Genomic DNA, 11,244 nt, shown 5'->3' on the forward strand with positions numbered 1-11,244 from the left:
GTTTAGACCGTGGCAAAATCCGAAATGGCCTGTGTAAGGCAATCGAGGCTGTCGGTATGCGGGGCCGTTGTAGGCAGGGCATCCGTCATCAAGGACAGTTCCGTGCAGGCCACCAGCAAATGATCTGCGCCATGGGCCAAGAGCGCCTCTGCCTCTTGGGCAAGCTGCGGCTTGAGATTTACCAGCGCCTCGCCCGCCTTGACCGCGCGGATGACGGCGAGAATTCCGCTGTCATCGGGCAGGAATACGGGCGTCAGCCCATGCGCCGCAAAGGGCGCGGCAAAGACACCCGCCAGCCGCGTGGCAGGCGAGGCCAGCATCCCGATCCGCTGAGCGCCTTGGGCGGCAAGCGCCTGGGCCGTCAGGTCGAGCATGTTGAGAAAGGGCAGGGGCGTGGCATTGGCCACGGCAGGGGCGTAGTGATGCGCGGTGTTGCAGGGCATGGCCAGCGCCTGTGCGCCCGCCGCCTGCAGGTCACGCGCCATTCGGGCCAGAACCGGACCGGGGTCCTCGCCCGTACCCTCGATCAGCGCCTTGATCCGGCTGGGCACCTGCGGGTTCTGATGCACGATCAGCGGGATGTGGTCGCTGTCATCGCGTGCGGGCACGGCGGCCAGCACCTTTTGCATCAAGAGCACGGTCGCTTCGGGGCCCATGCCCCCCAGAATGCCCACGGTTTTCATCTAGCGGTGTTATCCTGTCGAAATGGCCGCCTGAGCGATAGGCCCAAGGCGAATGTCTGCGCTGCGGGCATGCCCTTCCATCCGTTCGGCCCGGCTGAGGCTGGCGGTGACGCGCGCGAGATCGGGCAGCGCGCGGTCGTCCACCTCTTGCCAGGTGACGGTTTTCAGGAACTTGTGCACCGATAGACCCCCGGTATAGCGCGCGGCCCCAGAGGTGGGCAAGACGTGGTTGGGGCCTGCCGCCTTGTCGCCAAAGGCCACGGTGGTGTTCTCGCCCAGGAAAAGCGAGCCATAGGCGCGCAGGCGTGTGCGCCACCACGGCAGATCGCGTGCCTGCACATGCAGATGCTCTGGCGCCTTGGTATCGGCATACTGCGCCATCTCTTCCGCGCTGTCGCAGAGCACCACCTCGGCCAGATCGCGCCACGCGGCGGTAGCAGCGGAGCGGTTCGGCTCTGGCAGGCTGGCGATGAGGGCAGGGACACGGGCCATTACGGCCTCGGCCAGCGGGCGATGGGTGGTGGCGAGCCATACCGGGGAATTCGCGCCATGCTCCGCCTGTCCGACCAGATCTGCGGCGACGGTTTCGGCATCCGCCGTGTCATCGGCGAGAATGAGGCTGTCGGTGGGACCTGCGAACATATCAATGCCGATGGGGCCAAAAAGCTGGCGCTTGGCTTCGGCGACATAGGCATTGCCGGGACCGACCAGAATATCGGCGGGCGGCGCGCCAAAGAGACCAAAGGCCATGGACGCCACCCCCTGCACCCCGCCGATGGTCAGAATGCGCGTGGCCCCGGCCAGATCCATCGCATAGAGCATGGCATCGGGAATACCCTGATCGCCGCAGGGGGGCGAAACCGCGGTAATGTCCGCGACGCCCGCCTCGCGCGCCGTGGCGATGGTCATCAGCGCGGATGCGATATGGCTATAGCGCCCGCCGGGCACGTAACAGCCCGCAGCCCCAAGCGGAATCTGACGTTGGCCCGCCCGCAGGCCGGGGCGCAATTCGATCTCCATATCCTGCGCCGTGGCGCGCTGTGCGGCGGCAAACCGCGAGATATTGTCATGTGCCCATTGGATATCCGCCTTGAGCGTTTGCGGCACGCGGGACACGGCGGCGTCAATCTCGGCGCGGGTCACGGTGATGCCGCCCTGCCAGCCATCGAGTTGCCGCGCATATTCCAGCGCCACCTGTGCGCCCCCCGTGCGCAGCCGCGCGAGCATGATCTGAACTGTATCGGCCACGTCATGCGCGGTCTGAGGTGGCTCTCCGGGGGCGGTCTTGAGCGGGGTGATGGGCATGGCGCGAACTCCTTTGACCCAAGGAATGGGGGGCGTTGCGGTCAACGGCAAGGGATTTGCCGGGAGTGGGTCCGGGTTTTTCCAGCGGCTGAAAAGCTGTTTCGGGATTTCTGAAAAGGCCTGCGCGCACTAGCCTCGTCTGCGCTTGGGCGCGTCGAGATCCTGATCGGTCTCGGGCAGCCCCTCGCGCGACAAGAGGACAGCGATGGCGCGAAACCCCGGCACATGGCTACAGACGATCATCAGCGCCACCATGATCGGCACCGCCAGAAACATCCCCGGGATTCCCCAGACCGCCGCCCAGAATGCGAGGCTGATGATGATGCCAAATGAGGACACCCGCAGCGCACGGCCCATCAGCATCGGATCGATGATATTGCCGTTCACGAACTGGATGACCCCCACGATCAGAAAGATGACCAGGGCCATCGTGCCATCGGCCAGTTGCACATAGGCCACCAGCGCCACCAGGACCGTCGCCACGATCGAGCCGATCGACGGGATGTAATTGAGCACGAAGGTCAGAATCCCCAGGGCACCGGCCAAATCGAGGGCAAAGAACCGCGCCACGCCGTAAACCATAAGACCGGTCACGACGCTGACCAGCGTCTTGACCAGCAGATAATAGTTCACCCGGTGGATGATCGAACTGACGATCCGGCCCACGCGCTCGGCCTGCTTTACATCGCCAAACAGGCTTTCGAGTTTGGTCGTGAACCAGATCCGCTCGGCAAAGAGAAAACCCACGAAGAGAATGACCAGGACCGTGCCCTGCATGATGCCCCCCGCCTGACCTGCGAGGGTCCGCAGATAGCCTGCGACATCAAGGGTCGAGACCGCGTTGAACACGGCCTTTTCCGCGTCCGGGCCCAGCCAGGCCACCATCGCAGAGATCGCCTGCGGGGCGCGGTCGGTATAGGCCAAGGTCGTCGAGAGCACGGTGTTGATCTGCGACAGGATCATCGCCGAGAGGCTGAGCAACGCGGCCGAGATCAGCAAGAGCGCCACGATGCTTGCCAGCCAGTTGGGCACGCGCACCGGCCCGAGGTGCACCCGTGCGATGGATGAGATCGCATCCGAGGTAAGGCTGAACAAAATGATCGCCGTGGCCAGCGAGATCAGCAGGAACCGCGCCTGCACCAGCAAAAAGAGCACCACCGCAAAGGCGATGATGATTTGCGCCACGGTGCGGATGCGCTGTAGTTCCGGCGTGCTCTGGCTGCTGGGGCGCGTTTCTTGGTCTGCTGGTGTCACCGTCTGGCCTGTCTCTGATTTGGCTGGAACTCAGTATCGGGAAATTCGCGGCGGGTGACAATCGCAGAACGTCGCCTTTCGTCTATAAAATCAGGCGTTTCCAGCACCTGCCCTAATCTCGGGCTGGGGTCAGCCCTCCGCGAGGATGAGATCGGCGGCGCGCCAAGCCAGCATCATTGTGGGCGCATTGGTATTACCCGAGGTGACATTGGGAAAGACCGAAGCATCGACCACCCGCAACCCGGTGATCCCATGCACCCGAAGGTTTGGATCGACAACGGAGTGTGCCGGATCGTTGCCCATCCGGCAGGTTCCCACCGGATGAAACACCGTGCCGCAGCGCTTGCGGAAGTCGTCGAGAATGGCGTCATCGTCCATCTCGCGCAGGTCCTGATACATGGCGCTCTCGACAAGGGCGGTCAGCGCCGCCGTGGACATGATCCGCTGACAGAGCCGCCCCCCGGCGACCACCTGCGCGCGGTCCTCTTCGGTTGCGAGCGAGTTGGGGCAGATGCGCGGTGGGGCGTCTGGATTGGCGCTGCTGATGTCGATGCGTCCGCGGCTGGTGGGGCGTGAGGGCTGGAACGAGATGATAAAGCCCGGAAATGGATCGGGCCGCACCACCGAGCGTGTGCCCGCGGGCGTGGTCGTATAGGTGACGGGATTGAAATAGAGCTGTTGGTCGGGATGGTTCTGGCCGGGTTTCGAGCGGAAATAGCCGCCGCACTGGTTGACCGAGAGCGACAGCGGCCCACGCCGTGTCAGTGCAAAGCGCAGCGCCGCGCGCACCTTGCCCAGGAAGGGGGCGAGATCGTTGTTGAGCGTGGGCTCGGTGGCGCGAAAGTAATAGTTGATCCCCAAGTGATCCTGAAGATTGCCACCCACATGCACGCAATCGCGCAGCGGCGTGATGCCATGCTGGCGCAAGAGATCTGCCGGACCGATGCCCGAGAGCTGCAACAGACGCGGCGAGGTGACGGCCCCGGCACTCAGGATGATCTCACGCCCCGCGCGCGCCACTTGCCGTTTGCCGCCCCGTCGGTAGTGCACGGCCACCGCGCGCGTGCCGTCAAATTCGATGCGGTCGACATGTGCCCCAGTCACCAGCGTCACATTGCTGCGTTTCAGCGCGGGTTTGAGACAGGCGCGCGCCGAAGAATTGCGCAATCCGCCCGCAGTGTTGATCCGGTAGATGGTTCCGCCTTCGCCGTTGGGGTCGTTGAGATCCTCGGTGCGCGGCAGGCCCAGTTCATCGAGCGCGGCAAAGTAATGCCGGTTGACCGGATGGATCTGGTCCGAGACATCCTGCACCGTGATCGGGCCTGTCCCGCGCCGCGTGCCATCCGGCGCCACCTGTGTTTCGAGCGCATCATACGTGGCACGCACGGTTTCCCAGCCCCAGCCGGTTGCACCCGCCGCCTCCCAATCGTCGAAATCATGGGGCAGGCCGCGCGCATAGACCATGGCGTTGATCGCCCCCGATCCTCCCACCGTCTTGCCGCGTGGCCAGTAGCCGCGCCGCCCGTCGAGCGCGTCTTCGGGCTGGGCTTCGTATTTCCAGTTCAGCCGCTCATTAAAAAAGGTTTTGCCATAACCCAAGGGTAGCGCAATCCACGGGCTGCGCCCACGCCCCCCAGCCTCGAGAATCAAGACCCGGTGCCGCCCATTCGCGCTCAGCCGTTCGGCCAGAACCGAGCCGGCAGAGCCTGCGCCGACGATGATATAGTCGTGATCTGTCACGGTCTGCCTGCCTCTGCTCTTTGCTCGCGTGCCAGCGTTACAAATCCGGTTTCGTGCCGGATTGCCGGAAAACGGCAGGGCTGACAGTTTTCCGACAGAACCTTGCGGCGCGCGCGCGTCAAGCGCTTTGTTCTTTTCACTTGCTAATCTGCATTCTTCCCCTTGCAAAGCCCGGCCCCCTGCGGCTAGAACCCGTCCGATGGAGCGGTGGCCGAGTGGTCGAAGGCGCACGCCTGGAAAGTGTGTAGGCGGGGAACCGTCTCGAGGGTTCGAATCCCTCCCGCTCCGCCACTTAGGTCCGCCTCTGGGCACGCCAATCGCCGCCGATTGCCGCACTAGGCCGCCCGCGAGGGTTCTCAGCAGTTCCGTTTTCGATCCCATGATGCGAATTGCGTCGTCTGCGACCTCGACGCGCTGCGCCAGGGCGCGCAGGTGATCCCGCCGATAGCCGCCCTCACGGTCCCGGATACGGTCGCGGGCGATCTGCGAGAATTGCCGGATCATCGCCGGGCTGACGGCGCTGTGGCCGGGGCTGTCGAGTAGCGCCTGAGCGCGGTCGGCGTCGGCCCGCGCCTGATCGCGGATGACCTTGAGGCCGGCGATGCGTTCGGTCAGCGCCGGGTCGTCCAGATCGGCAACCCCCGCCTCGATGGCGTCATAGAGCCGCTTGAGGCGCAATTCCGATTCGGCGGCCCGCCGCTGCAATTCGGCGATATGCTGGCGGCGGCGTTCGGCCTGATCCGAGCGGCGGCCGAGGACGCTGCCAAGCAGTTTCTCCAGCCGGTCGGGATCGAGCAGGCGTTCCTCGATATGACCGGCAACCATGGTGTCGAGCTTGTCCATGGGGATCGCCCGCCCCTTGCAGCCGGTCTCGCCCTGACGCGCCCGGATCGAGCAGGCATAGTAGCGATAGCGGCCGCTCTTGCCGGTGCGGATGGTCATCGCGCCCCCGCAATTGCCGCAATAGCAAATGCCGGTCAGCAGGGTCGGCCCGATGACGACGCGCGCCGGTAACTCGGTTTTCGGATTGCGGGCCTGCAAGAGCTTCTGAACCGCCTCGAACGTCTCCCGCTCGATGATCGGCGGGACCGGCACGATGACGATTTCATCGGCGTCCTTGTCCGTCTTGTTCTTCCGGTTCTTTCCCCATTGATGCTCGCCCATGTAGGTGCGCCGGGTCAGGATGCGGTGAACCTGGCCGACGCCCCAACGGCCTCCGTCACGGGTGAAGATGCCCTTGCCGTTCAGATGCTTGACGATGGCCTTGACGCCCATCTGACCGGAATCGCCGTCGCCTTCGAGCGCCAAGCGATAGATCAGGCGGATGGTATCGGCGTGCAGCGGGTCGATTTCCAGCTTCTTCTTGACCTTTGCGCCGCGCTGCTCGGCCGCGACGACGCGATAGCCAATCGGCGGCAACGAGCCGTTCCAGAAGCCCTGCCGGGCGTTTTCCTTCAAGGCGCGCAGGACGTGCTTTGCGTTTTCCTTCGACTGGTATTCGTCGAACAGCGCCATGATCTGCCGCATCATGACGTGCATGGGATCGTCGCCCATTTCCTGCGTGATCGAGACGAGGCGCACGCCGTTCTTGGCGAGCTTGCGAACATAAAACTCAAGCTCGAAGTGGTCGCGGAAGAAGCGCGAGAAGCTGTGAACCACGACAATATCGAATGGCGCGGGCTTGGACGTTCCCGCCTCGATCATGCGCTGAAACTCCGGGCGCCGGTCATTGGTGGCGGATGCGCCAGCCTCAACGAACACGTCGGCGAGCTGGTAGCCCCTCGCTTCGCACCATGCTTCGCCCTGCTTGCGCTGGTCAGGAATCGACACATCATGTTCGGCCTGCCGGGAGGTCGAGACGCGCAGGTAGAGGGCGGCCCGCAGGGCGACATTGGGATTGTGGATGTTCATTTGCGGGCTCCTTTCCTGCGAGGCTCGACCAGCGGCAAGACCAGCTCCACCCGGTCATGAACGAGCTTTGGGACCAGTCTCAGACCGCGGCCTTTTTCCATGCGCACAAGGCCGTATCCGACCATGGCCTTGAGGGTTCTGGACAGGTTGGACTTGGCGCGGCCGGTCATCTGCGCCAGATCTTCCAATGAGGCCGGCTGTTGTTCGTGGATGATGCGCAGCATCTCGCAATTGCTCGCTGACATGAATTTGGCGAAGGATGTCGTGGAGACGAACCAGACGGTTGGCTCGCCGGGCTTAGCCTTTTCCTCGCCACGCGCGATCCGCATGGTGCGGGCCTTCATTTCCTCGGGATCGCCGATCCCGACTCTCAGTGTGGACATCGCAAGACTCGATCATCGTTCAGGGCTTTTCATTATCATAATACGATAACGATTTCAACTCATCGGGCAGATCGACCGAGCCGAACAGCTCATCGAACACATCTGCGAACCAGCGCTCGAACACCTGAATCTCGGCCTCGGTGATCGGCACGTCTTCGGGCCAGTCGTCAATGACCGGCAGTCGCTCGATATCGAAGAGATGGGGCGGGCGTCCGCGCGGCGGGCTGACGCGCGGCATCGGATCGTCGCTATAGTCGTAGAGATCGTCGGGGAGCGTATTGGAGGCCGGCTGCCGTGGGCGGCCCCTGCTGCTGTGAGGGCGTTTCGTGGACATGGAATCCTCCGTGGTTCGCGGGATTTTCCGGGGGCTGTAGGCCCCGGATCAGGCGAAGCATGGAGGGGGATCGGCGGCCTGTAGCGTGCCGCATTTGCAGTCATACGCTGGCGGCACCCCTCGCTTGCGGAGATGCCGCCAGTGAGTTAGCCGGCCGAGCGCCGCGCCTTCGCAAATCCCCGATCCGTGGCGATGAACCGCTCCAGCATCGGCACGATCAGCCTGACGGGATCGGCGGCCGGTTGGGCGGTCTCGCGGGCCAGCACTTCGGCATAGACGACCAGATCGCGGTGAAGCGGCGCGGGCAGCTCCACCGTCACTTTCACCGGTTTGTCGTCGGCCAGCGGGCCGAGTTTCAGCTTGGTCATGGTCAACCTCCTGCCGGCTCGATCACCAAATCGCGGGTCACAATTATCCTGACCGGAAAGCCTGGCCGGATGGTCAGCGTCGGTGCGACCTGCAACTGGCGTTGCACAATCTGCTGGCCGGCCTGATTGACGGTATCCTGCGCCCCGTCACGGATAGCGCGGATCAGCCGGTCCTCGTCGCTGGTCGCCAGCTCCGAACCGACTGCAAGCAGGGTGGACAGACCGGCGGCCTTCATCAGATCCCACCAATGATAATCGACGCCATCCTCAAGCCCGGCATAGCCGCTGGCGTCCGCGCCCGGCAGGCGCTCCAGAACGATGGAGCGGCCACCCGGCAGGATCAGGCGGTTCCAGACAAGCAACACGCGGCGCTGGCCAAAGGTCACGCCATCGTCGTATTGGCCGATGATACGCGTGCCCTGCGGGATCAGGAGCAGCGATCCGGTGGGGCTGTCATAGACGTTCTCGGTGACTTGCGCTGTGATCTGGCCCGGAAGGTCGGAACGGATGCCGGTAATGAGCGCGGCCGGGATCACGGCGCCGGCCTGAAGGATGTAGGGTGATGGCGGCGGCGTGACGCGATCCGGCGCGACGGTCTGGCGATCCACCGGGCCGTTGAGGAAGGCGGCATGCCGATTCTGCCCGGCTGCGTCCGGTTGCTGTCCGCCAAGCCCGGCCAGGCCGGGCATGGCCGTTCCCGCTGTCCCGCCAGAACGCGACCCGGACTGGAAGAACACGTTGCTGAGCCGCGCGGCCTCTTCCTCGGCGCGGCGGCGTTCCTCTTCGGGATCGACGGCGGGCGTGGTGATGGCGGGCGTTGCGACCGGCTGGCCCCGGTTCTGCGCTTCGAGGATCGGACGGCCAAGGTCGCCGGGCAATGCAGGCCCCAGGACGGGGCCGCTATAGTCGCGCGGCAGGCCGGCCAGACCGTCCGCCGTGGGGCGGTTCTCGGTCGAGTAAAGTTCTTCGCCGCCCGGCCCTGCATCGCGGGTCTGGAGCGCGTAGATCAGCGCCCCACCGATGCTGAGAAGCGCGACGGCTCCGACGCCTGCCAGCATCTTGCGGGACAGGCGGGTGACGCGGGGCGGCTCGGCGCGCAGCCGCATGGGCGCTGTGGTGTCGGTGATCGGGTTGTCTGTCATGACGGCGAGTCTCCGGTGGCAGCGGGCCGAGCGGCGGCCTGTCGTTGCTCGATACGGACGATCCTGACGACCTGCTGGCGGTTGCCGCTGCCAAGACGCAGTTCGGCCGCGCCAAACAGACGGTCCACGATCAGGACATTCTGGTGGACGCGGCTGTTGACGATCTGCGTTTCCCCGTCCGACCCGATGACGAACAGAGGCGGCATTTCGCCCTGCACGATGCCGCGCGGGAAAACGACATAGACGCGCCGGCCATCGTCGAAGACAGAGAGCGGCCGCCATGGCGGACTGTCGCCCCGCACCTGCAATCCGTAGCGATAGTTCCGCGCCGCTTCGGCCGGGATGACCGGCGCGGCTGGAACGGTCTGGCGCTGGCCGGGCGTTGCGGGATAGGCCCATGCCACGGCCGGCATGTAGAGCGCTTCCCGCGCGCGCAGCTCGATCATGTAGGTGCGCCGGTCGGTGGTCACGACAAGGTTGGTCGAGATGTCGTCGCGGGTCGGTTTCACGAGGATATGGACGCGCCGGTTGGCACCGCTGCCGCTCTCGGTATCGCCGATGATCCAGCGTGCGGTGTCGCCGGCCGCGATCGGCCCCGCGCCGGTCAGGCTTTCGCCCGGCTCCAATGCGATATTGGTGATCTGACCGGGGGCGGCATAGACCTGATAGAGCGCGCCTTCCGACCACGGATAAATCTGGATGGCGTTGTAATAGCCTTCCCGGCGCGGCTCGACGCGGGCGGCGGCATTGGCGTTCTCGACGCGGCCGGTCGCCGTCCCGGCAGCTTCGCCGCCCCGCGCGACGGTCCAGGCTGGCGGCGTATGCAGCGGCCGGGGCCGGTCCTCGGTCGATGTCGCAGGCGGAGTCGGCAGCGACGGCACGTTGTCATCGTAGCTGAATTGCGGCGTCCGGTTGGTGGCGCAGCCGGCCAACATGGTCGCCGAAAGCAGCAAAGCCGGAAAGCCGAGTTTACAGAAAACCGAAGGCCCGGCTTTGCGGAAAGGCGTGCGGGTCATTGGCTCATCTCCCGCGACCATGAAATCGCATCGACATAGATTCCCAATGGATTGGCGCGCAGCCTTTCGGCGTCGCGCGGCGGCTGGATGGCAATGGTCAGGATCGCGGTCCACCGCTCGGTCGTGGAAAGCTGGCCGTTCTCGAAGTGCCTTTCCGTCCAGGCCACCCGGAACGAACTGGGGGATGCCCGGATGACGCTGGACACCTCGACGGCAACCTGTTGGCGGCCGACCTTGCTGAACGGGTCATTGGCGCGGGCATAGTCATTGAGCGCCGCCGCGCCCCGGTCGGTCGTCCACTCATAGGCGCGCAGCCAGTTCTGGCGGACGATGATCGCGTCCGCCGGGATCGCACGGACCTGCTCGATGAAGCGGCCAAGGTGGAAAGCGATCTGCGGATCGGTCGGGCGATAATCGGCGTTCGCAGGCGCGACGGTCTGCGCTTGGCCGAGATCGTCCACTTGAACGACCCACGGAACGACGGTCCCGCGCGCCGACTGCCAGACCAGCGCCGAGGCAAAACCGGCCGAGAGGATCAGACTGCCGAACGCCATATAGCGCCAGTTCCTCGCCTGCACGCGGGCCGAGCCGATACGCTCGTCCCATGCCTGCGCGGCCTTCTGATAGGGCGTCTCGGGTTCCGGCGTCTTGCCATAATGGGTTGCGGGTCGTTTGAAGATGCTCATGAGCGGTCACTTTCGGAAAGGTTGACGGAGGAACCGGAGCCGTGGCTGTCGCCAGACCGCACCGCATGGGCGGCCATGGTGGTGCCGTGGTTCATTGCCTGCGAGCGTTGCATCCGTTGCGCCCAGGCGGGCGGGCTGCCGGCCGGGCCGGACGATGCCGCGGCGGGATCGGCGCCTGCACCGCCGACTGTGCCCATGGTCGAGCTGCCGCCCGACACGCCGAAACCGGCCTTCGTGCCTTCGGCGAAGCTGGATTTGACGGATTCGGAAGCGCGCGCGGCGGCGCGTTTGAGGGGCGAGATAACCGCCGATCCTGCGGCACGCCCGACACCGCCGAGGCCGGACGCGACACCAGCCGCCCCGGTCTGGCCGAGCGAACCGAGGCTGTAGGCTGCGGACGCCGCGCCCGCGGTGACCGCACC

The 11,244-nt window shown here is 65.2% G+C and carries 10 protein-coding genes, 1 tRNA gene and 2 pseudogenes; 1 reads left to right on the forward strand and 12 read right to left on the reverse strand.

All coding sequences use genetic code 11. The features are described 5' to 3' along the window. Window positions 1-2: 2 nt before the first annotated feature. From cuyB to ROSMUC_RS15105, 4 genes are all read right to left on the reverse strand, one after another. A complete protein-coding gene (cuyB, locus tag ROSMUC_RS15090; protein ID WP_037274971.1) occupies window positions 3-683 on the reverse strand; it encodes a cysteate racemase in 681 nt (226 codons plus the stop codon). Window positions 684-692: 9 nt separating this feature from the next. Continuing rightward, window positions 693-1,988: a histidinol dehydrogenase gene (hisD, locus tag ROSMUC_RS15095; protein ID WP_037274974.1), complete on the reverse strand. Its 1,296-nt coding sequence runs from the start codon at window positions 1,986-1,988 to the stop codon at window positions 693-695. A 129-nt stretch (window positions 1,989-2,117) separates the two neighbouring features. Then, complete coding sequence (locus ROSMUC_RS15100) at window positions 2,118-3,173, reverse strand: AI-2E family transporter (RefSeq protein ID WP_037275026.1); 1,056 nt, start codon at window positions 3,171-3,173, stop codon at window positions 2,118-2,120. A 198-nt stretch (window positions 3,174-3,371) separates the two neighbouring features. Next, a complete protein-coding gene (locus ROSMUC_RS15105; RefSeq protein WP_037274977.1) occupies window positions 3,372-4,982 on the reverse strand; it encodes a GMC family oxidoreductase in 1,611 nt (536 codons plus the stop codon). 201 nt (window positions 4,983-5,183) lie between these two features. On the opposite strand from ROSMUC_RS15105, the gene ROSMUC_RS15110 reads away from it, so the two are divergent. Continuing rightward, window positions 5,184-5,273: transfer RNA gene (locus ROSMUC_RS15110), tRNA-Ser, on the forward strand. 576 nt (window positions 5,274-5,849) lie between these two features. Here the strand turns inward: ROSMUC_RS15110 and ROSMUC_RS21425 are convergent. The 8 genes and pseudogenes from ROSMUC_RS21425 to ROSMUC_RS15150 form a co-directional block, all read right to left on the reverse strand. Further along, window positions 5,850-6,893 (reverse strand): annotated as a pseudogene (locus ROSMUC_RS21425) (recombinase family protein); the annotation flags it as partial. Next, on the reverse strand, window positions 6,890-7,276 hold the full coding sequence (locus tag ROSMUC_RS15120; protein WP_052115404.1) for an HVO_A0114 family putative DNA-binding protein: 387 nt from the start codon (window positions 7,274-7,276) through the stop codon (window positions 6,890-6,892). The pseudogene ROSMUC_RS21425 and the gene ROSMUC_RS15120, both read right to left, overlap by 4 nt. 19 nt (window positions 7,277-7,295) lie before the next feature. Beyond that, a complete protein-coding gene (locus ROSMUC_RS15125) occupies window positions 7,296-7,610 on the reverse strand; it encodes a hypothetical protein (protein ID WP_037274985.1) in 315 nt (104 codons plus the stop codon). A gap of 146 nt (window positions 7,611-7,756) precedes the next feature. Continuing rightward, window positions 7,757-7,978 carry a DUF2274 domain-containing protein gene (locus ROSMUC_RS15130; RefSeq protein ID WP_037274988.1) on the reverse strand — a complete coding sequence of 74 codons (222 nt, stop codon included), beginning with the start codon at window positions 7,976-7,978 and terminating at the stop codon, window positions 7,757-7,759. A 2-nt stretch (window positions 7,979-7,980) separates the two neighbouring features. Then, entirely contained in the window at window positions 7,981-9,120 is a 1,140-nt protein-coding gene (locus tag ROSMUC_RS15135; protein ID WP_037274991.1) for a TraB/TrbI/VirB10 family type IV secretion system protein, read from the reverse strand. Beyond that, window positions 9,117-10,136, reverse strand: coding sequence for a P-type conjugative transfer protein TrbG (trbG, locus tag ROSMUC_RS15140; RefSeq protein WP_037274993.1), 1,020 nt, complete (start codon window positions 10,134-10,136; stop codon window positions 9,117-9,119). Before trbG ends, ROSMUC_RS15135 begins: the two co-directional genes overlap by 4 nt. After that, a complete protein-coding gene (trbF, locus tag ROSMUC_RS15145) occupies window positions 10,133-10,822 on the reverse strand; it encodes a conjugal transfer protein TrbF (protein ID WP_037274996.1) in 690 nt (229 codons plus the stop codon). Before trbF ends, trbG begins: the two co-directional genes overlap by 4 nt. Beyond that, a pseudogene (locus ROSMUC_RS15150) lies at window positions 10,819-11,244 on the reverse strand (P-type conjugative transfer protein TrbL); the annotation flags it as partial. The pseudogene ROSMUC_RS15150 and the gene trbF, both read right to left, overlap by 4 nt.

The sequence above is a fragment of the Roseovarius mucosus DSM 17069 genome, assembly GCF_000768555.3.
GTDB classification, from domain to species: domain Bacteria; phylum Pseudomonadota; class Alphaproteobacteria; order Rhodobacterales; family Rhodobacteraceae; genus Roseovarius; species Roseovarius mucosus.

Bases quoted from the DNA above. Each gene is read 5' to 3' on its own strand.
- cuyB (WP_037274971.1), bottom strand. From the start codon at position 683: ATGAAAACCGTGGGCATTCTGGGGGGCATGGGCCCCGAAGCGACCGTG.
- hisD (WP_037274974.1), bottom strand. From the start codon at position 1,988: ATGCCCATCACCCCGCTCAAGACCGCCCCCGGAGAGCCACCTCAGACC.
- ROSMUC_RS15120 (WP_052115404.1), bottom strand. From the start codon at position 7,276: ATGTCCACACTGAGAGTCGGGATCGGCGATCCCGAGGAAATGAAGGCC.
- ROSMUC_RS15125 (WP_037274985.1), bottom strand. From the start codon at position 7,610: ATGTCCACGAAACGCCCTCACAGCAGCAGGGGCCGCCCACGGCAGCCG.
- ROSMUC_RS15130 (WP_037274988.1), bottom strand. From the start codon at position 7,978: ATGACCAAGCTGAAACTCGGCCCGCTGGCCGACGACAAACCGGTGAAA.
- ROSMUC_RS15135 (WP_037274991.1), bottom strand. From the start codon at position 9,120: ATGACAGACAACCCGATCACCGACACCACAGCGCCCATGCGGCTGCGC.
- trbG (WP_037274993.1), bottom strand. From the start codon at position 10,136: ATGACCCGCACGCCTTTCCGCAAAGCCGGGCCTTCGGTTTTCTGTAAA.
- trbF (WP_037274996.1), bottom strand. From the start codon at position 10,822: ATGAGCATCTTCAAACGACCCGCAACCCATTATGGCAAGACGCCGGAA.